Origin of the sequence: Phenylobacterium koreense, from assembly GCF_040545335.1 — a bacterium.
In the GTDB taxonomy this organism is placed as follows: Bacteria; Pseudomonadota; Alphaproteobacteria; order Caulobacterales; family Caulobacteraceae; genus Phenylobacterium; species Phenylobacterium koreense.
Genome location: NZ_JBEPLU010000003.1, coordinates 132,775 through 151,556, shown reverse-complemented (window position 1 = coordinate 151,556; position 18,782 = coordinate 132,775). Strand labels below are relative to the sequence as shown.

At 66.3% G+C, this 18,782-nt stretch carries 17 protein-coding genes; 6 read left to right on the top strand and 11 right to left on the bottom strand.

The annotated features are described in order from the left end of the window. Window positions 1-2 precede the first annotated feature (2 nt). A complete protein-coding gene (locus tag ABID41_RS16760; protein WP_354298190.1) occupies window positions 3-1,148 on the bottom strand; it encodes a pyridoxal phosphate-dependent aminotransferase in 1,146 nt (381 codons plus the stop codon). A 45-nt stretch (window positions 1,149-1,193) separates the two neighbouring features. Next, the gene (locus ABID41_RS16755; protein ID WP_354298189.1) at window positions 1,194-2,753 is read right to left on the bottom strand and encodes a PAS domain-containing sensor histidine kinase; all 1,560 of its coding nucleotides are present in this window, start codon (window positions 2,751-2,753) and stop codon (window positions 1,194-1,196) included. 197 nt (window positions 2,754-2,950) lie between these two features. Here ABID41_RS16755 and ABID41_RS16750 point away from each other — a divergent pair, with 197 nt between their 5' ends. Next, entirely contained in the window at window positions 2,951-4,219 is a 1,269-nt protein-coding gene (locus tag ABID41_RS16750; protein WP_331931781.1) for an MFS transporter, read from the top strand. 38 nt (window positions 4,220-4,257) lie between these two features. On the opposite strand, the gene ABID41_RS16745 is transcribed toward ABID41_RS16750, so the two are convergent. Both ABID41_RS16745 and ABID41_RS16740 read right to left on the bottom strand, forming a co-directional pair. Further along, window positions 4,258-5,283, bottom strand: a complete 1,026-nt coding sequence (locus tag ABID41_RS16745) for a DUF2804 domain-containing protein (RefSeq protein WP_354298188.1) — start codon at window positions 5,281-5,283, stop codon at window positions 4,258-4,260. A gap of 133 nt (window positions 5,284-5,416) precedes the next feature. Further along, the gene (locus tag ABID41_RS16740; protein ID WP_354298187.1) at window positions 5,417-6,088 is read right to left on the bottom strand and encodes a PEPxxWA-CTERM sorting domain-containing protein; all 672 of its coding nucleotides are present in this window, start codon (window positions 6,086-6,088) and stop codon (window positions 5,417-5,419) included. A 265-nt stretch (window positions 6,089-6,353) separates the two neighbouring features. Between ABID41_RS16740 and ABID41_RS16735 the strand changes: the two genes are divergently transcribed. Next, complete coding sequence (locus ABID41_RS16735) at window positions 6,354-6,758, top strand: hypothetical protein (RefSeq protein ID WP_331931778.1); 405 nt, start codon at window positions 6,354-6,356, stop codon at window positions 6,756-6,758. Here the strand turns inward: ABID41_RS16735 and ABID41_RS16730 are convergent, their stop codons facing one another. The 3 genes from ABID41_RS16730 to ABID41_RS16720 form a co-directional block, all read right to left on the bottom strand. Continuing rightward, a complete protein-coding gene (locus tag ABID41_RS16730) occupies window positions 6,759-8,531 on the bottom strand; it encodes a sensor histidine kinase (RefSeq protein WP_354298186.1) in 1,773 nt (590 codons plus the stop codon). A gap of 195 nt (window positions 8,532-8,726) precedes the next feature. After that, window positions 8,727-9,389: a phosphoribosylformylglycinamidine synthase subunit PurQ gene (gene purQ / locus ABID41_RS16725; protein WP_331931776.1), complete on the bottom strand. Its 663-nt coding sequence runs from the start codon at window positions 9,387-9,389 to the stop codon at window positions 8,727-8,729. A 73-nt stretch (window positions 9,390-9,462) separates the two neighbouring features. Further along, entirely contained in the window at window positions 9,463-10,830 is a 1,368-nt protein-coding gene (locus tag ABID41_RS16720; RefSeq protein ID WP_354298185.1) for a metallophosphoesterase, read from the bottom strand. A gap of 179 nt (window positions 10,831-11,009) precedes the next feature. On the opposite strand from ABID41_RS16720, the gene ABID41_RS16715 reads away from it, so the two are divergent. Further along, the gene (locus tag ABID41_RS16715) at window positions 11,010-13,250 is read left to right on the top strand and encodes a TonB-dependent receptor (RefSeq protein ID WP_354298184.1); all 2,241 of its coding nucleotides are present in this window, start codon (window positions 11,010-11,012) and stop codon (window positions 13,248-13,250) included. A gap of 45 nt (window positions 13,251-13,295) precedes the next feature. Here ABID41_RS16715 and ABID41_RS16710 read toward each other — a convergent pair whose 3' ends face one another. The 3 genes from ABID41_RS16710 to purC are packed head-to-tail and all read right to left on the bottom strand — an operon-like array spanning window position 13,296 to window position 14,667. Next, window positions 13,296-13,670: a hypothetical protein gene (locus ABID41_RS16710; protein ID WP_331931773.1), complete on the bottom strand. Its 375-nt coding sequence runs from the start codon at window positions 13,668-13,670 to the stop codon at window positions 13,296-13,298. After that, complete coding sequence (gene purS / locus ABID41_RS16705; RefSeq protein WP_331931772.1) at window positions 13,667-13,909, bottom strand: phosphoribosylformylglycinamidine synthase subunit PurS; 243 nt, start codon at window positions 13,907-13,909, stop codon at window positions 13,667-13,669. The genes ABID41_RS16710 and purS overlap by 4 nt, the downstream gene beginning before the upstream one ends. Then, window positions 13,909-14,667, bottom strand: a complete 759-nt coding sequence (purC, locus tag ABID41_RS16700; protein ID WP_331931771.1) for a phosphoribosylaminoimidazolesuccinocarboxamide synthase — start codon at window positions 14,665-14,667, stop codon at window positions 13,909-13,911. The genes purS and purC overlap by 1 nt, the downstream gene beginning before the upstream one ends. A 245-nt stretch (window positions 14,668-14,912) precedes the next feature. Between purC and ABID41_RS16695 the strand changes: the two genes are divergently transcribed. Continuing rightward, on the top strand, window positions 14,913-15,236 hold the full coding sequence (locus ABID41_RS16695; RefSeq protein WP_331931770.1) for a DUF1476 domain-containing protein: 324 nt from the start codon (window positions 14,913-14,915) through the stop codon (window positions 15,234-15,236). A 105-nt stretch (window positions 15,237-15,341) separates the two neighbouring features. Next, window positions 15,342-15,920 (top strand): DUF2087 domain-containing protein, encoded by a 579-nt coding sequence (locus ABID41_RS16690; RefSeq protein ID WP_354298183.1) that lies wholly within the window; start codon window positions 15,342-15,344, stop codon window positions 15,918-15,920. On the opposite strand, the gene ABID41_RS16685 is transcribed toward ABID41_RS16690, so the two are convergent. Further along, on the bottom strand, window positions 15,917-17,341 hold the full coding sequence (locus ABID41_RS16685) for a coniferyl aldehyde dehydrogenase (protein ID WP_354298182.1): 1,425 nt from the start codon (window positions 17,339-17,341) through the stop codon (window positions 15,917-15,919). The two genes, ABID41_RS16690 and ABID41_RS16685, sit on opposite strands and share 4 nt — an antisense overlap. Before the next feature lie 188 nt (window positions 17,342-17,529). Here ABID41_RS16685 and ABID41_RS16680 point away from each other — a divergent pair, with 188 nt between their 5' ends. Then, a complete protein-coding gene (locus tag ABID41_RS16680; RefSeq protein ID WP_354298181.1) occupies window positions 17,530-18,780 on the top strand; it encodes an acetyl-CoA C-acetyltransferase in 1,251 nt (416 codons plus the stop codon). The last annotated feature ends 2 nt before the right edge of the window (window positions 18,781-18,782 follow it).

The window sequence follows — 18,782 nt, the reverse complement described above, 5'->3', positions numbered from 1 at the left end:
TCTCAAACGACCGGCTTGCCCGCAGCCTGGGCGAACCAGGGCTCCATCCGGGCGATGGCGTCCTGGATTTCCGGCGTCGAGACCGCGAACGACATGCGGATGAACCGTTTGCCCTCGACGGGATCGAAGTCGACGCCAGGCGCGGTGGCGACGCCGGTGTCCTGCAGCAGGCGCTTGCAGAACGTCAGGCTATCGTCGGTCAGGTGGCCCACGTCGGCATAGATATAGAAGGCGCCGTCCGGCGGCGCGATCGCTCCCAGGCCGAGCCGCGGCAGCGCCTCCAGCAGCAGGGCGCGGTTGGCGCGATAGACCTGCAGATGGCCCTCCAACTCCTCGCGCGAATCCATGGCGGCCAAGGCGGCATGTTGGGCCAGGGACGGCGGGGTCAGGAACAGGGCGCCCATATAGGCGTGGGCCGCCTGGACATGGTCCGGCGGCGACAGCAGCCAGCCAAGCCGCCAGCCGGCCATGCTGAAATATTTCGAGAACGAGTTCACGACGAAGGCGTTAGGCTCGAACTCCAGCATCGAGCGGGCCGGCTCCACATACGAGAGACCGTGATAGATCTCGTCCGAGACGATCTTGATCCCGCGCTCGCGGCAGACCCTGGCGATGGCCTCCAACTCGGCGGCGGGGATGATGGTGCCGGTCGGGTTGGCCGGACTGGCGATGATGACGCCGGCCGGGGCTGGATCGAGTGCGGCGATCCGTTCGGCCGAAAGCTGGAAGCGCTCATTGGCCCCGCAGGCCAGTTCGACCGGCTCTATGTGCAGAGCCTTGAGCGTGTTGCGGTAGGCGACGTAGCCGGGGCGGGCCAGGGCGACGCGATCTCCCGGCGAAAAGGCCGACGACAGGGCCAGCACCAGGGCCGGCGAGGCGCCGCAGGTCAGGGTGAGCTGGCCGGGCGAAACCGTGACGCCGTAGGATTCCTGATAGTGCTGTGCGATCCGCGCCTTCAGCGCCGGGCTCTCCCAATAGCCCATGGGATCGGTGTCGAGCACATGGTGCGCCGCCTCGATGGCTGCCCTGGGCGCGCCGGTGGAGGGTTGGCCGAACTCCATATGGATGATCGAGCGGCCTTCCGCCTTCAGGCGATGAGCCAGGGCGCTGACGGAAATCGCGTGGAACGGGTCGATCCGTAGGGACATGCGCGCCATCTGGCCCAAGGCCGCGCCCAAATCAAGGAAGGCTCGTCAGGGGCAGTGCAGGCGCGCGCTCATCAGCGCGCCGATCGCTGCGGCCAACTGGTGCTGCAGGAACGGCTTGGCAAGCCGCGGCAAGTCATCGGCCACGCCGCTGCCCAGGTCCGCATAGCCGGTGGCCAGGATCACCGGCACCGACGGGCGGCGGGCGCGTATCGCCTGAGCCAGCTGGACACCGGAGGTCTTGGGCATGGCGTAGTCCGTGACCACCACGTCGATCGCCTCGCGATCCAGAAGCGTCAGGGCTTCGTCCGCGGAACTGGCGGCGAACGCCTGGTGGCCCAGGTCCTCCAGCATGGCGATCGTGCTGCGCAGCACCAGGTCGTCGTCGTCCACAGCCAGGATCGACAGAGGCTCGACCGCGACCTGCTCGAGAAGGCGCGATCCGGCGTCACGCAGATGAAGGCCGGCCTCGGCCTTCGGTTGCCAGAGTTCGACCACGGTGCCCTCGCCTATCGCGCTGGAGATGTTCAGCCGCCCGCCGCTCTGTTCGGCGAGGCCGTGCACCATCGAGAGCCCAAGCCCCGTGCCCTTGCCCACGCCTTTGGTGGTGAAGAACGGCTCCATCGCCCTGGTGAGTGTCTCCTCGTCCATGCCCTGGCCGGAATCGGCCACCGAGAGGCGGACATATTCGCCGGGCGCCAGGCCCGACGTCGCGCCCGGCTCGACCGTCGCGGCGTCGGCGCGAATGGTGATCACACCGCCGTGGGGCATGGCGTCGCGGGCGTTCACAGCCAGATTGAGCAGCGCCGTTTCCAACTGGGCCGGATCGGTATGGACCCGCGGCAGGTCGCGCGGGATCTCGGCCTTGATCATGATCGACGGGCCCATGGCCTGGCCCAACAGCCCCGTCACGCCCTCCACCAGGGTCCGCAGGTCCACGGCCTCGAACTTCAGGGTCTGCTTGCGGGCGAAGGCGAGCATGCGCTGGGTGAGGGTGGCTCCCCGCTCGGCCGCCTGCAGGGCCGTGTCCAGCAGCGGGAGGATCTTGGGATCAGTCGGCAGGCGCTTTCGCACCAGCTCCAGGCTGCCGATGATCGCCATCAGGAGGTTGTTGAAGTCGTGGGCCACCCCGCCGGTAAGCTGGCCGACGGCTTCGAGCTTCTGGGACTGCACCAAGGCTTCGCGCGCGGCGTCGAGGGCGAGCTGGGCCTCGCGGCGCTCAGTGATGTCGCGGGTGATCTTGGCGAAGCCGATGATCCGGCCTTCCTGGTCGCGGACGGGATCGATGATGACGTGGGCCCAGAAGCGGCTGCCGTCCTTGCGCACCCGCCAGCCCTCGTGTTCGAACCGGCCCTCGAAGGCGGCGGTTCGAAGGGCGCGGGCCGGCAGGCCGGTGGCGCGATCCTCCTCGGTATAGAACAGCGAGAAGTGGCGGCCGATGATCTCGCTGCGGTTGTAGCCCTTGATGCGTTCTGCGCCCGCGTTCCAGTTGGCGACCTGGCCGAGGGGGTCGAGCATGAAGAGCGCGTAGTCAGCGATCGCGTCGACGAGCAGTCGATAACTGATGTCTTCGCTACGCGTGGTGTCTGCGTCCTGCACTGCAATCATGGCTCGCTCCGCCACGGGTAATCACGCCAGAAACGAGCCTCGCCATGCGCAGTTCCATCCTGCGACGTGCTTGTCCCCATGATTTCGCAGGGTTGGGCGGCCTTTCGATGGCGCGGCGTCAGGCGCCGCCACCGCCGCCCGGGGGTTGACCTGATGGGCCCGAGGCGCGAAGCCGGCGCAAACAGTCGGGGAAACGCATGTCGGTAAAGTCGGGGGCGCCATCGGCGCGGCGGGTGCTGGGCGCGAGCCTGGTGGGGACCGCGGTGGAGTTCTACGATTTCTACATCTACGCCACGGCCGCCTCGCTGGTGTTCGGGCCGATGTTCTTTCCGGCCGCCTCGCCGGCGATGCAGCTCCTGTCCTCATACGCGACCATGGCGGTGGCGTTCTTCGCCCGGCCCCTCGGCGCGATCGTCTTCGGACACTTCGGCGACAGGATTGGGCGCAAGTCGACCCTGGTCGCCTCGCTGTTGATGATGGGCGGCTCGACCGTAGCGATCTCCTTCCTGCCCAGCTACGAGCAGGCCGGATGGTTCGCGCCGGCCCTGCTGTGCCTGCTGAGGTTCGGCCAGGGCTTCGGCCTTGGCGGCGAATGGGGCGGAGCGGCCCTGCTGGCGGTGGAGAACGCGCCGCCTGGCTGGCGCGCGCGCTATGGCATGTTCCCGCAACTCGGCGCGCCGGTGGGCTTCATCGCCGCCAACGGCCTCTTCCTGATCCTCGGCGTGCTGCTGACCCCAGAGCAGTTCCTGGCCTGGGGCTGGCGCCTGCCGTTCCTGGGCAGCGCCCTGCTGGTCGCCGTCGGCCTTTGGGTGCGGCTCAAGCTGACTGAGACTCCGGCCTTCGCCAAGGCGGTGGCCGAGGAAAAGCCCTCCGAGGTGCCGCTGGCCGAGCTCTTCAAGCGCCATCTCGTGCCGACCGTGGCCGGAACCTTCGCAGTGGTCGCCTGTTTCGCGGTCTTCTACATCGCCACCGCCTTCGCCCTGGGCTACGGCACCACGGTCCTGAACTATGGACGCGAAGCCTTCCTCGGCGTGCAACTGGGCGCCATCGGCTTCATGGCCCTGGGCATCGTCCTGGCCGGCTGGTGGTCCGACGCCAGCACCCCGCGGCGGGTGCTGATCTTCGGCTGCTTCATGGCGGTGGCCGTCGGGGCGCTGATGGCGCCGATGATGACCAACGGCACGCTGCTGAGCTGCTGGGCGTTCCTGTCGCTCGCCCTTCTGACCATGGGCTTCGTCTATGGTCCGCTGGGCGCCTTCTTGCCGGGGCTGTTCCCGGCGCGCGTGCGCTACACCGGCTCCTCGATGGCCTTCAATGTGGGCGGCATCATCGGCGGCGGCCTGACCCCGGTGATCGCCCAGGCTATCTCCACCACGGGCGGGCTGGTTCCGGTCGGCGTCTACCTCGGCGTGGCTGCCCTGATCAGCCTCGTCGCGCTGATGCCGCTGAAGCACCAGCAGGCTTAGACCGGCATCCACTTGAAGCTGTCACGCTCTAGGCTGGCTCACCAGCGGTTATGCACCTGCTCGGCGAAGCCGATCAGGTCCCTGATCGCAAGCCGCGTCCCGTCATCCAGCACTGCGGTTCCGGAGAACCGCCCGAACACCTGATGCTGGAGCGAACTGATCTCGCCCAGGCGGAAGTCCGCGTGACGGTCCACGATGGGCTGGAACGACATTTCGAAGCGGCCGTCGCTTGAGGTGAACCGCCAGGGGCCGGTGTCGTACCCGCCCTCCGGCAGGTGGAAGGCGACGTCCACGAGCTTGTGGACCTTCCCGTCGTGGAAGATCACGTTCTCGCTGGCCGCCGAAGTGTCCCCGAAGCCGTAGCCGATGTTGAAGCCGAACGGCTTGCCCTCATGCCGGCCCGAAGCCGACCCCCAATACCAGGTGTTGTCGAAGGTCCAGACGCCACGCCCCCAGTCGAGGACGCCGAAGGCGCTCGATGGCTCGAATATGTACCTGCGCCCGGCATAGTCGACATGGCCGCGGGCCGGCATGCAGTTGACCTTCTGGTTGTAGTAGAAGGCCAATGGGTTCTCGGCGAAGGGCGTGGCGATGACCATGCGGTCCATCGGCGGTTGGGTGAGGAATATCTCGCCCGACAGGCCCGCGCCCTTGTCGAAGCCGGGAGCGTCGATCGTCAGCCGGCGGCCCCCCTTCTCGTGCCGGAACGCGATCTGGAACCCGGCATGCTCATGGCCGATATCCCCCGCATCCGCGCTGGGCGGCATGTCCATGGCGCCGTGGGGAGCGGGCGTTCCCACCCCGCCATTGACGAATGCGCCTGCCTTGAAGTCCATCCAGGAGGCGCCCAGGAAACCCATGTGGCCGTTGTCGGCGACGGTCAGGGCCAGGCCGAAGTCCGGGGTCAGGATGGCGTAGTAGTCCCATTCCTTGATGGCCGGATCGTCGTGGGGCGCGCCGATCGCCGAGCGTGCATATCGGCGTACCTCCTGCGTGGCCCAGCCGCGCTCGACGAGGCGTCCGCTCGCATCGAGCAACTCGCCCGGTCCCATCCTGTGTTGCATGCCGCCTCCCTGGTCAGGGAGCATGCTTAGGGCATGACGCTACGGCAGGGCAAAACGGCGCTCGTCTTGCCGAATTGAAAAAGCCCCGCCCGCGGGGGGCGGGCAGGGCCTTCTCGTTGGGCTCGTTCAACCTTCAGGCGTTGGAGAGCGCCAGAAGCCTACGTTTGCGCGAAAGCCGCAGCATCCCGCCGGCGCCGCCAAACCCGATGATCATCATCGCCCAGGTGGCGGGTTCCGGAATTGCGGAGCTCAGGCCTTCGACGCGGAACTGCTTGCCGTCGGCGATGGCAGGATCAAAGGTGAAGGCAAGCTGGGTGATGCCCGGCCCCGAGACGGTGAATTTGTTCTCACCGTTGTTGACGATGCAGAACGTGCAGGGGTCATCACCCACGTTCGGGGTCGCCGAGAAGAGCGCCAGACCATTCACCAGCAGCGTGAAATCGGATTGCGCAGGAGCATCCGGCCCCTTCTGCGATTCCAGGTTGAAGGTGATCTTGTCCCAGGCTTTCTGGAAATCGACAGTCAGGTTCTCGAGCAGCGGATCGCCGTCGATGATGGCTTCGCCAGAGCCGTTGACCGACAGGTCGCCAGAGGTGGTGCTGAACGTGACGGTCGAGTTGTCTTGATTGACGTAGGCGTTGACGACTGGTCCGGTCTGTGCGCCAGCCGAGTGGACTCCGGTCTGAGCGCCGAAGGATCCGGTGTCCAAGGTGTAGCCATCGACTACGACTGCGGCGTTTGCGGCGCCGAGCGAGAGCGCGGCGACGGCGCTCCCAGCTAACACTGCGCTGAGCAGTTTATGCATCTGTACCTCCCCAGGGGCCCTGATGGGCCCGACGAGTTAACGATTGAGTAACCTTGTTACCCGAAGCGGCCCGAATGCAATGACCTGCAACCTAAGGCGTTAGTTTTTGTTGGGCGCCAGATAGCCGCGCTGACGTCCATGATAATGACTTGCAAATCATCAGCGGGCGGACGGCGCGCCTTTCCTGGTGTGAAATCTGTCCCGTCCCCTAGGATTCTCACGGGCTTGCGGGCATGGGTGGCCGGGCGGCGGCGGGAGATCGAGGATGCGTGACGACGACCAGGACCTGGATGGCGGCGGCTATGACGTCGATGACTGGTCGCGCTTGAAGCCCTTCGCCGGGGCCGCTGCGCAACTCGAAGACGTTCAGGCAAAAGCCGCAATCTTCGCGCTGGGCGACACTGAGGACGCCCGCCCCATCGAGATGGACCTGCCGCAGCCGGTCATCTGGTGGGACGATGACGGCGAGGTGGCCGCGGTCGCGGTGCAGGCCGAGGCGCACACCACCGCGGACGGCGAGGTCATGGAAGTTCTCGGGCTGATCTTGCCGGATGGGGCGGGAGCTGTGGCCTTGCTGGAGGATGTCGATCTGGTCGACGACAGCGATCCGGTCTGGCGCAAGCTCGTCACCGAGGCTATCGGCGATGAGACCGGCGACGAAGAGGACTAGCTAGGCCGCCAGGGGCGGGGCCGGCCTGACCGGGAACACGAGGGCGAACCGAGCGCCCGGTTCGGTCGAGTCCGCCGTCAGTTCGCCCCCCAACTGTTTCGCCAGGGTGGTGATGATCCTCATCCCAAGGCTCTCATAGGCGCGAGCAAGGTCGAAACCCTTCGGAAGGCCGACGCCCAAGTCCGAAACCGCGAGCCGGTAGTGTTCCTCGTCCGTGCGCTCGCCCGTTATTCGGACCTCGCCTTCGTCGCCCTCGGGGTAGGCGTATTTGTAGGCGTTGGTGATGAGCTCGTTGACGAACAATCCGATTGGCACGGCGATGTCGGCAGGCACGATCGCCGGCTCCACGTCGATGACCGTCTCGTGTTCCGGCGCGCTGGTCGCGATCGCGACTGCCAGGTTCGAGAGAAATGGCTTGAGGTCGATCTCCCGCGTGGTCGCCTGCCGGAAGAGCTGATCGTGGACCCTCGCCACCGCGCCCACTCGCGAGGCCGCGTCGTCCAGGGCCGCGCGCAGGCCGCCCTCCAGGCTCCGGGCCTGGAGATCGAGCAGCGCCGAAACCAGTGCGAGGCTGTTTTTCACGCGATGACTGATCTCGCGGATCAGAAGCGCCTGGAATTCCTCCAGTTTCTGCTTCTCAGTGATGTCGGTGCTGGCTCCGAACCAGCGCGTGATGCGGCCCCTCGCGTCGTGCAGCGGCGTCGCGCGGGATAGGAACCAGCGATATTCGCCGTCCGCGCCGCGCAGTGGGAAGGTGTCCTCCCAAGGTTCCCCGGTTTCTGCGGAAAGCTGAACGCCTTCGGCGACCCGGGCCGCGTGCTCGGGGTGGACGGCCTTGCGCCAGCCCCAGCCCTCGGCCTCTTGCGGGGCGGCTCCGGTGTATTCGTACCAGCGGCGGTTGTACCAATAGATGCGCCCCTGATCGTCCGCCATCCAGACGAGCTGCGGCAGGGCCTCGGCCATGGTGCGGAACTGCTCTTCGCTCTCCCGCAGCTCAGCTTCCGCACGTTTGGCGGCGTCGATGTCGGTGAACGTCCCCATCCAGCGGATGATCTCGCCAGCAGCGTTGCGGACGGGGTGGGCGCGGCCGAGGATCCAGCGGTACTGGCCGGAATGGTGCAGCAGCCGATATTCGATTTCGTAGGGCTCGCCAGTAGCGAGGCTGCGGAGCCAGCGTTCGGACACCTGCTCTCGGTCATCGGGGTGGCGCAGCGAGGCCCACGTCGCCTCCTCGTTCGAGCCGGCGCGCGCGCCGGTGAATTCGTACCATCGCGAATTGAAGAAGTCGTGGCGGCCGTCCGGCAACGCCGACCAGACGATCTGGTCGACCGTCCCCACGATGTCCGAGAGCATGGCGCGGCTTTCGGCCAACGCCTTCTCGACACGCTTGCGCTCGGTGATCTCGAGAAAGAGGACTGCGAAGCGGTCGCACCCAAGCGAGTGCGCCCGCGCTTCATACGATCGATGCCCCAGGGCGGAGACCTCGATCTCGAAGGAGGCGGGCTGCCCGCTGTCCACGACCCTGCCATAGGTCTCGATAGTGTCGTTCCCTATGCCGGGAATGGCTTCCGTCACGCGCCGGCCGACGGTCGCATCCGCGCTCAGATCTGTCTGGCGCGTGAAGGCGTCGTTGACTTCGAGGAAGACGTAATCGACCGGCCGCCCGGCGTCGTCGCGAACGATCTCGCCGACGAAGAAGCCTTCACGAATGTTCTGGAAGAGGTTGCGGCACTGGACCTCGCTGATCGCCCATTCCCCGTTTAGGGCGGGCATCGCCGCGCGCTCTGCGCCAGAAGTGTTCGCGCTATTGGTCATGGTTGAAAGTTTGCGACCCGAGATAGCAAACGCTTGTCCGGCTAACCGGTTTCCGCCGGAGCGGTCGCAAGTCCCGGCAGATCGGCCGTTAAACGGGCGTCCGGTGAGCGGCCGTTCGGGACTTCTCCAACCTATCGGCCCTGTTCGGTCGGGCTAGGCGCTGGCCAGGGCGCTCTGGAAGAGGATCGCTCCGTCGGCCGAACCCAGCTCTGTCTCGAAGGCGCGGTCCGGGTGCGGCATCAGGCCGATCACATTGCCCTGCTTGTTGACGATGCCGGCGATGTCGCGCGAGGAGCCGTTCGGGTTGTCGAGATAGCGGAAGACCACCTGGCCCTCGCCCTCCAGCCGGTCCAGCGTCTCCTCGTCGGCGAAGTAGTTGCCCTCGCCGTTGCCCACGGTCATCTCGACCTGCCGGCGGCCGGCATAGCCGGCGGTGAAGCGGGTCTGGGCGTTGGTGACCTCGAGGCTCACCGGCTTGCAGACATATTTCAGCTTCTCGTTCCGCAGCAGGGCGCCCGGAAGCATCTTGGCCTCGGTCAGAACCTGGAAGCCGTTGCAGATGCCGACGACTGCGACGCCGCGGTCGGCGGCGGCGCGAACCTCGCTCATGACCGGCGACAGTGTCGCGATGGCGGCGCAGCGAAGGTAGTCGCCATAGGAAAAGCCGCCGGGCAGCACGATCAGGTCCAGGCCCTGCGGCAGCTCGGTCTCGGCGTGCCAGACCATGTCGACCTTCGCTCCGGTGGAGCGTTCGACGGCGACCTTGCAGTCACGATCGCAGTTGGAACCGGGGAAGACGATGACAGCGGCTTTCATGGCGCGGCTCCTAGCAGGGTTTGCTCTAAATGTCGCTATGGCGCGGCGATGCAAGGCGCCTGCGTCATCGCGTTCAGGACTGGCCGGTGAGAAGCGCCTTTGCGGCCACCGGCTTGAGCCGCAAGTCGGGAATCTCTCGGAATACGAGGTCGGAGACGCCAAAATATTCGGCCTGGTTGGACGCGCACCAGTCGGTGGTCACGATCCGGACGAGGGGACCGGCGCGGCGGGCGATCGTGTCGCCATAGAGGAAGTCGCCGTTCCGATGGTCCAGCGGCATCGGGCGGTCCTGGTTCGAGCGAGCCATGAAGGCGGCCAGCCGCTCGCGAGAGACCTCCGCGATCATAAACTTTCCTTCGAAACGCACGACGGCGTCGAAGGCGTGGCGAGAGACCGGGCCTGCCGGAAGGCCCGTTCCCAGAGTTGTATGGCCGATGAAGCCGGCATGGGCGCCCGTCGCGGCGGCCATGGCTGCGGCGACGGCGCGTCCGGTCTGGCCGAGAGACAGCGCGGCGGGCGAGGCGCCCAGGATCGTCCGCTCCTGATCCGTCAGGGCCTCGGCGAGGATGCCGGGGATCAGGGTCGCGAGACGCGGCGAGGACATGGCGTTCACGGCGACCGCCTTGGACACCGCGTCGGCGGAGCCGTCCGCATACATGGTCATGGCCGTGTAGGCGTTGCTCCACGATCCGGTGTGGACATAGAGGTTTCCACCCTGCCGATGCTGGAACAGCAGGTGATTGTGGCCGCCTATCATCGGCACGCCCGCTGGCAGCAGCGGCAGGATCTCCCGATCAGGCGCAACGCCGGCGTGGCTCAGCACGATGGCCACGTCCGCGCCCGATAGCGCCGCCGGCAGGTGCGTGCGCGCCCACTCGGCCGGGGCGGGGATGTCCAGGGTCGAACGACTGGCCGCCGGATAGGTGTTCAGTGCGTTCGTGGCGATGCCGACGACCCTAAGGGTGCGGGTTCCCAGAGGCACGACGGCAGTGGCAGAGGCGTAGGGGGCCTTCGTCCGGGCGTCGACGATGGTGCTGACGACCGTGACGCCAAGGGCGCGGAGCCGGGCGACGACATCGGCAAGGTCCGGGATGATGTCGTTGTCGTGGTTGCCGAGATTGACGACGGTCGGCGCGATCCTGGCCGCCTCGCCGATGAACGCCCAGTCGATGGCGCCTTCCGAGCGCACGGCCGCGACATTACCGCGCTCGAAGATATCGCCGTTGATGGCGATGACGTGGGGGGCCGGCCCGCTGGCGACCTCCGCCTCAAGTGCGGCGAGAAGCTGACCGCTCCGCTCATAGGCCGAATGCAGGTCGGACATGGCCAGCACGCGCCCGACGACAGGGGGCGAAAGGCCGGCCAGCAGCGGGCTCGCGGCGACGGCGGCGGTTGCTCCGAGGAACAGACGACGGTCGGGAGAAGCAGGAGTGTCGCGCACGTCCGCCTGATCTCACCATTTTTCGCTAGGAGCAATGGCGTGACGGTGGAGCGCGCCGACTAATGCAGAAAGAGCTCACCTGGCGAAATTCTATAGCGCGACGTGGTTATCTACTGGCGATTTGCTGCGCTGCAGCGTAGGGGCGGGCTCGCCTTCCAGTACTTGGGGATAATTCCAAAATGACACGTCGTTTCGGCGCGCTTGCCTGTTCGGTGAGTGGCCTGGCTCTCCTCGTTTCCACGCCCGCCCTGGCCCAGTCGGCGAGCTCGCCGGAAACCGCCGTCACCGTTGAGGATATCGTCGTCACCGCGCAGCGCCGCAGCGAGAACATCCGCGACGTCCCGTTCGCCGTGAGCGCGGTTAACAACGAGACCATGGCCGAGGTGGCCGCCGGCGGCGCCGACATCCTGTCGATGACCGCGCGCGTGCCCAGCCTGCAGGTCGAAAGCTCGAACGGCCGCTACGCCCCGCGCTTCTACATCCGCGGCCTCGGCAACGTGGACTTCGACTTCAACGCCTCCCAGCCGGTCTCTGTCGTGCTCGACGACGTGGTGCTGGAGAATGTCTTCCTGAAGGGCTTCCCGCTGTTCGACGTCCAGCAGCTCGAAGTGCTGCGCGGGCCGCAGGGCACCCTGTTCGGCCGCAACACCCCGGCCGGCGTGATCAAGATCGACACCGTCAAGCCGACCAACGACTTCAATGGATTCGGCTCCGTCGCGGTCGGCAACCTGGGTTCGGTCCGCGCCGAGACCGGCGTCACGATCCCCCTCAGCGACACCCTGCAGGTGCGCGTGGCCGGCCTCTGGAACCATCGGGACGACTGGGTCGACAATATGTACGACGCGCCGTTCGTCGATCGTAACGGCAAGGACCTGGGCAACTTCGACGACGTCGCCGGCCGCGTCCACGTGGCCTGGAAGCCGACCGACCGCTTCTCGGCCCTGCTGACCCTGCAGGCCCGCGACTATGACGGCACCGGCACGCTGAACCGCGCCAATGTGCTGACCAAGGGCTCGAACGAGCTGAACGCCAATTTCGATCGCGATCGCGTCTATTACGACGGCGGCCGCAACAACTTCCAGAAGCAGGAAACCCGCTCGGGCTCGCTGCAGATGGCCTACGACTTCGGCCCGGCGACCCTGACCGGTGTGGTCGGCTCCTACTGGGGCGCCTCCAAGGGCAACGGCGACATCGACGGCGGCGTGGCCTCGGCCCCGGCCGGCGCGCCCTACAAGACGCCGTTCAACTCCGAGACCGGCACCCTCGACAGCGACCTGACCCAGGACACCTACGAGCTGCGGCTGGCGTCGAACGGCGACGGCCGGTTCGGTTGGCAGGTCGGCGCCTTCTACTGGGAAGAGCGCTTCAACCTGATCTCGGCCACCTTCAACGGTGTGGGCGGTCTTGCGCCGACCATCGTCACCGACATCGTGCAGGAGTCGGACTCCTGGTCGGTGTTCGGCCAGGGCAATTATCAGGTCACCGATGCCCTGAAGCTGACCGCCGGTCTGCGCTATACCGATGACAATCGCGACTTCCGTGGCCAGCGCACCCTGGGCGCGCCGCTGGACGTGACCGAGAAGGTCGGCGACGAGCAGGTTAGCTGGGACATCAGCGCGCTCTACGAGGTCAATGACGACCTGAACCTCTTCGCCCGCGTGGCCAACGGCTATCGCGGCCCGTCGATCCAGGGCCGCATCGCCACCTCGAACGTGGTGACCACCGCCGATTCCGAAACCGTGATGTCCTACGAAGCCGGCCTCAAGTCGCGCCTGTGGGACGGCCGGGCCCGCTTCAACGCCACCGCCTACATCTACGAGGTCTCCGACCCGCAGTTCACGGCGATCGGCGGCGAAGGCAATTTCAACCAGCTGATCAACGCCGACAAGGGCGAGGGCTACGGCATCGAACTGGACGGCGACGTCTATCTCGGCGCGGGCTTCAGCCTGGCCGGCGGCTTTGCCTGGAACCACACCGAGATCAAGGACGACGGTCTGCTGGTCGCCTTCTGCGGCGCGGCCTGCACCGTCACCGATCCGATCGTGAACGTCGGCGCGACCCGTCGCGCCAACATCGACGGCAACCCGTTCCCGCAGGCACCGGAATACACCGCCAATCTGACCCTGAACTACGTCCGCACCCTGGCCAGCGGGGCGCAGATCTTCGCCTCCACCGACTGGGTCATGCAGAAGGACTTCAACCTGTTCCTCTATGAGTCGGTCGAGTTCATGCAGGACACCTCGTTCGAGGGCGGCGCCCGCGTCGGCTGGCGTGACCTGGACCTCGGCCTGGAAGCGGCGCTCTACGTCCGCAACATGACCGACGAGGCCAACGTCATTGGGGCCATCGACTTCAACAACCTGACGGCGTTCGTCAACGAGCCGCGGACCTTCGGGATCCAGCTCACCAAGCGCTTCTAAGAGGGCTTGGCCCGGCGGAGCCTGATCGGCTTCGCCGGGCGATCCTCAGCGGGCGCTGAGGCTTTCCAGATAGGCCATGACCTGGTCGAAGCCGGCCTTGTCGCCATAGGCGCAGCCTGTGTTCTTCATGACCTTCCGGCCGCCTTCGAGGACGGCTTCCTGCTTCAGGATCGCCGGGTGGCCGGGCGCGCCTTCCTCCGTGAAGACGAAGGCCTCGCCGCCGCCTGCCACATTGTAGAAGCGATAGGGCTCGCCGCGCTCCTGCGGGGCCGCCGTCAGGCCGGGCACGGCCAGGATCTTGCCGCGCAGGGCGTCGTAGGAAAGGCTGCAGTCCAGGGCCAGACGCGGCTGGACCGCCTCGGGCTCAGGCGCGCAGGCGCTCAGCGTCAGGAGAAGGGTGAGGGCGACGAGCGCCCTCACGCCACCTCGATCCGGTAGCTTTCGATGACGGTGTTGGCGAGCAGGCGTTCGCACATCTGCTTGACCTCGGCTTCGGCGGCGGCCTTGTCGCTGGCGTCCTTCAGGTCGAACTCGATGGTCTTGCCGACGCGCACGCCGTCGACCTGCGGCCAGCCCAGGCCGTGCAGCGCGTTTTCGACGGCCTTGCCCTGAACATCCAGCACGCCGGGCTTCAGGAACACATGAACTTTCGCGCGCACTAGTGCAGGCCTCCTTGGATGACGGTGGGCATCTCTTTCATGATGCCGAGACGACGGGCGACTTCGGTGTAGCCCTCGATGACATCGCCCATGTCGCGGTCGAAGCGGTCCTTGTCCAGCTTCTCGTTGGTCTGGCTGTCCCAGAGGCGGCAGGAATCGGGGCTGATCTCGTCGGCGAGGATTACGCGCGAGAAGTCGTTCTCATAGATGCGGCCGAACTCGACCTTGAAGTCGACCAGGGTGATTCCGACCCCGGCGAAAAGCCCGGTCAGGAAATCGTTCACGCGCAGGGTGAGGGCCATCATATCGTCGATTTCCTGGGTCGAGGCCCAGTTGAAGGCGGTGATGTGCTCTTCGGCGACCATCGGATCGCCCAGCTTGTCGTCCTTCAGGTAGAACTCGATGATCGAGCGCGGCAGCGGCTGGCCTTCGGGCAGGCCGAAGCGCTGCGACAGGCTGCCGGCGGCGACGTTGCGGCAGACGACCTCGAGCGGGATGATCTCGACCTCGCGGATCAGTTGCTCGCGCAGGTTCAGGCGGCGGATGAGGTGATTCTGAACCCCGATGGAGTTCAGCTTGGTCATCACGTACTCGCTGATGCGGTTGTTGATGACACCCTTGCCTTCGAGGATGGCGCGCTTCTGGTCGTTGAAGGCGGTGGCGTCATCCTTGAAATACTGGATGAGCGTTCCGGGCTCGGGGCCCTCATAGAGGATCTTGGCCTTGCCTTCGTAGATCTTCTTGCGGCGGGTGGTCATATACGCCTTCTCCCAGAGTGAGGGCTTGGCCGCCATCGGAAAAACGAAAAGCGCGCGCGGTCCGATCCCAACGCGCGCGTTTTCGAAGCAAGGCCTTCTCACTCGTATGAGGCGGGCGGGAAATTAGCCGAAGCCTCGCTGCGGTGCAAACGGCGCCAGGCCGCAGGCGACTTCCGTTGTGTTTACGTTGCGGGCGACGGGCTCAAGGGATATGCAACGCCGACCGACCGCCTACTGGGGAACACATGACGACCTTCGACGATCGCGAGCGTGGCTTTGAAAAGAAGTTCGAGCTCGACCAGGAGCAAGAATTCAAGGCCGGGGCGCGTCGCAACCGCTTGCTGGGCGAATGGGCTGCGGGCCTGATGGGCCTGTCCGCCGACAGCGTCGCCGAATACGCCAAGGCAGTGGTGAAGTCCGACTTCGAACTGCCCGGCGATGAAGACGTGCTGCGCAAGGTCTTCGAAGACCTGAAGGGCTCCGGCGTCGCCATCAGCGAGGGCGAAGTCCGTATGAAGATGGACGAACTGCTGGCCCAGGCGCGCGAGCAACTGCGCTCCGGCGAATAGGCGACGGTCAAGCCGACGAGAACGCCGTCCTGCTGGGGCGGCGTTTTTTGTGGCCAAATTATTAGATGGTGGTCTAATTAGACTCTCATCTATGAGGGGCGCGCCATGTCGGAAACCCAGCTCAAGACTCTGCTCGCCTTCTTCAAGGCGATGTCGAACGAGAGCCGTCTGAGAATCGTCGGGCTGCTGGCCGCGCGTGAGCGGAGTGTGCAGGAACTGGCTGAACTCCTTGATCTTAAGGAGCCGACGGTCTCGCATCATCTGGCGGCCTTGAAGGCGCTGGGCGTGGTGAGGGCCCGGGCCGAGGGGGTCATGCGATGGCATTGGCTGGACATCGACGCCCTGGCGCGAATGAACCGGGCGCTCCTCGAGCCGTCCGGCATGGCCGCCATCACCCCCAAGGCCGAGAGCTGGGAAGCCAAGGTGCTTTCCGGCTTCGTGGACGAGGCTGGAAAGCTGAAGGTCATCCCCTCCAGCCGCCGCAAGCGAGCCGTGGTCCTCGCCTGGCTGGCGCGAAGGTTCGAGGACGGACGCCGCTATCCCGAGGCCGAGGTCAACGAGATCATCCAGAAAATCCACTGGGACAGCGCCACCCTGCGTCGCGAGATGATCGGCCACCGGATGCTTGCGCGCGAGTCCGGCGTCTACTGGCGGCTGCCCGAGGAGGACTGGGCGCAGGGCTAACGCTTGATCTGGGCCTCCAGGTACTTGCGGATGCCGGGCCCGAAGGGCGGGCGCATCTGCTGGAGCGGCTTGTCCGCCTTGATCTGGGTGTAGATCGACTTGGCGTGGCTGAACTCGCGGAAGCCGTCCTGGCCGTGATAGGCGCCCATGCCCGAGGGGCCGACGCCGCCGAAGGGCAGGTTCTCCTGGGCCACGTGGAAGATCACGTCGTTGACGGTGACCCCGCCTGAGGTCGTCGAGGCCAGCACCTTCTCCTGCTCGGCCTTGTCCGAGCCGAAATAGTAGAGGCCCAGCGGACGGTCGTGGCCGTTGATGTAACCGATGGCCTCGTCGATGCCGCCATAGGTCTTCACCGGCAGGACCGGGCCGAAGATCTCCTCCTGCATGACCTTCATGTCGTCGGTGGGGTCGATGATCAGGGTCGGGGCGATCTTGCGATGCTCCTGCTGGGAGAGGTCCTCGCCCTCGGGCTTTAGCTCGATCACGCGGGCGCCCTTGGCGCGGGCCTCGTCCACATAGCCCTTGATCCGGTCGTAGTGCCGCTGGGCGATGATGGCGGTGTAGTCGGGATTGTCCTTCATGGTCGGGAACATCTGCGCCACGGCCGCCTGCGCGCCGGCGACGAAGGGCTCCAGGCTCTCGCGCGGGGTCAGCACATAGTCCGGGGCCAGGCAGATCTGGCCGGCGTTAAGCGTCTTGCCGTTCATGATCCGCGCCGAGGCGACGGAGATGTCGGCCGACTTGCCGAGGATCACCGGGCTCTTGCCGCCCAGTTCCAGCGTCACCGGCGTCAGGTTCTCGGCCGCGGCGCGCATGACATGGCGGGCGATGGCGGTGGCGCCGGTGAAGATGAGGTGGTCGAAGGCCAGCGAGGAGAAGGCCTGGCCGATCTCGGCCCCGCCGGTGACGACGGCGATCTCTTCGTCGTCGAAGGCGCTGGCGAACATCCGCGCCATCAGTTCGGAGGTCGCCGGCGTGAACTCGGATGGCTTGATCATCGCCCGGTTGCCGGCCGCCAGCACCCCGGCCAGCGGCGCGAAGGTCAGGTTCACCGGGAAGTTCCAGGGGCTGATGATCCCGACCACGCCCTTGGGCTGGAAGCGGATCTCGGCCTTGGCGCCGAAGAGGCCGAGGATCGCCGGGCTTGGCTTGCGGCGTTCAGGACGCATCCACTTGGCGACGTGCTCGCGGGCGTGTTTCAGCGGGCCGATCGAGCCGGCGACGTCAGTGAAGGCGGTGGCCTCGGGCGAGCGCGAGCCGAAGTCGGCGTTGACCGCGTCCTGGATCTCCGCGCTGTGGTCGACCAATAGGGCGATCGCGCGGTCGATGCGGTCGATGCGTTTCTGGGCGGAAGGCTCTCCGTCCCGAAGATGCGCTGCCTTCTGCCTGGCCAGCAAGGCGTTCATGGCGACGACGTCCATACCGATTCCTCCTCCCCCTGTTATCCAAGCAGTGTTCGGATAATGACGTTAGGGAATGAAAGAGGGCAATCGAGGCTGCCGTTCGTCCTGCTTTTCGGATCGCGGCGGGCACGAGATTTGCGCTGGACTGCCGTAGCGGCGGGTGGATCGTATGGGCGAAACGACCCGACCGGAAGGAAACATCACCGATGCCCGAAGCCCTGATCATCGACGCCTGCCGCACGCCGCGCGGGATCGGCAAGGTCGGCAAAGGCGCGCTTGCCGACTTTCACCCCCAGCACTTGGCCGCCACGGTCCTGAAGGCTCTGGCCGAGCGCAACAACCTGAAAACCGGCGACGTGGACGACATCGTCTGGGGGACCTCGAGCCAGCGCGGCAAGCAGGGTGGCGACCTCGGCCGCATGGCGGCTCTGGACGCCGGCTATGACGTCAGGGCCAGCGGCATGACCCTGGACCGCTTCTGCGGCTCGGGCATCACGGCGGTGAACATCGCCGCGGCCAACATCATGTCGGGCATGGAAGACCTGGTGATCGCCGGGGGTACGGAGATGATGTCCTACACCGCCTCCAGCGGCGGTGGCGGCGGCCAATCCTCCGGGCCGCCGATGATGGACGGCGGCAACCTGCGCCTCCGGGCGCGCCGCCCGCAAAGCCAGCAAGGCGTGTGCGCCGATGCGGTCGCCAGCATGGAAAGCATCAGCCGCCAGGCCCTGGACGAGCTGGCCCTGCTCAGTCAGCAGCGCGCGGACGCTGCGATCAAGGGCGGCCACTTCAAGAAGTCCCTGACGCCGGTCTATCGCGAGGACGGCTCGCTGGCCCTCGACCAAGAGGAATTCCCGCGCCCGCAGACCACGCTGGAAGGACTGTCGGCCTTGAAGCCCTCTTTCGAGATGATCGCCAATGTCCAGGTGGACGAGAAGGGCACGACCTATGCCGACCTGATCCGGCAGGTCTATCCGGACCTGAAGTTCACCCACGTGCACCACGCGGGCAACTCGTCGGGCGTGGTGGACGGGGCGGGCGGCGTGCTTCTGGCATCGCCGGAATATGCGGCCAAGAACGGGTTGAAGGCGCGCGGCCGGGTCGTGGCCATGGCCAATATGGGCGACTGTCCGACCCTGATGCTCAACGCCCCGGTTCCGGCGGCGAAGAAGGTGCTGGCCAAGGCCGGCCTTACCCTGGACGACATCGACCTCTTCGAGATCAACGAGGCCTTCGCGGTGGTGACCGAGAAGTTCATCCGCGACCTGAAGCTCGACCGCGAGAAGGTCAATGTGAACGGCGGGGCGATGGCCCTGGGTCACCCGATCGGCGCTACCGGCGCGATCCTGATCGGTACGATCCTCGACGAACTTGAGCGCCGCGACCTGAAGCGCGGCCTGGTGACCATGTGCGCCGCCGGCGGCATGGCCCCGGCGATCATCGTCGAGAGGGTCTGAGG

Bases quoted from the DNA above. Each gene is read 5' to 3' on its own strand.
- ABID41_RS16760 (WP_354298190.1), bottom strand. From the start codon at position 1,148: ATGTCCCTACGGATCGACCCGTTCCACGCGATTTCCGTCAGCGCCCTG.
- ABID41_RS16755 (WP_354298189.1), bottom strand. From the start codon at position 2,753: ATGATTGCAGTGCAGGACGCAGACACCACGCGTAGCGAAGACATCAGT.
- ABID41_RS16750 (WP_331931781.1), top strand. From the start codon at position 2,951: ATGTCGGTAAAGTCGGGGGCGCCATCGGCGCGGCGGGTGCTGGGCGCG.
- ABID41_RS16745 (WP_354298188.1), bottom strand. From the start codon at position 5,283: ATGCAACACAGGATGGGACCGGGCGAGTTGCTCGATGCGAGCGGACGC.
- ABID41_RS16740 (WP_354298187.1), bottom strand. From the start codon at position 6,088: ATGCATAAACTGCTCAGCGCAGTGTTAGCTGGGAGCGCCGTCGCCGCG.
- ABID41_RS16735 (WP_331931778.1), top strand. From the start codon at position 6,354: ATGCGTGACGACGACCAGGACCTGGATGGCGGCGGCTATGACGTCGAT.
- ABID41_RS16730 (WP_354298186.1), bottom strand. From the start codon at position 8,531: ATGCCCGCCCTAAACGGGGAATGGGCGATCAGCGAGGTCCAGTGCCGC.
- purQ (WP_331931776.1), bottom strand. From the start codon at position 9,389: ATGAAAGCCGCTGTCATCGTCTTCCCCGGTTCCAACTGCGATCGTGAC.
- ABID41_RS16715 (WP_354298184.1), top strand. From the start codon at position 11,010: ATGACACGTCGTTTCGGCGCGCTTGCCTGTTCGGTGAGTGGCCTGGCT.
- purC (WP_331931771.1), bottom strand. From the start codon at position 14,667: ATGACCACCCGCCGCAAGAAGATCTACGAAGGCAAGGCCAAGATCCTC.
- ABID41_RS16695 (WP_331931770.1), top strand. From the start codon at position 14,913: ATGACGACCTTCGACGATCGCGAGCGTGGCTTTGAAAAGAAGTTCGAG.
- ABID41_RS16690 (WP_354298183.1), top strand. From the start codon at position 15,342: ATGTCGGAAACCCAGCTCAAGACTCTGCTCGCCTTCTTCAAGGCGATG.
- ABID41_RS16685 (WP_354298182.1), bottom strand. From the start codon at position 17,341: ATGGACGTCGTCGCCATGAACGCCTTGCTGGCCAGGCAGAAGGCAGCG.
- ABID41_RS16680 (WP_354298181.1), top strand. From the start codon at position 17,530: ATGCCCGAAGCCCTGATCATCGACGCCTGCCGCACGCCGCGCGGGATC.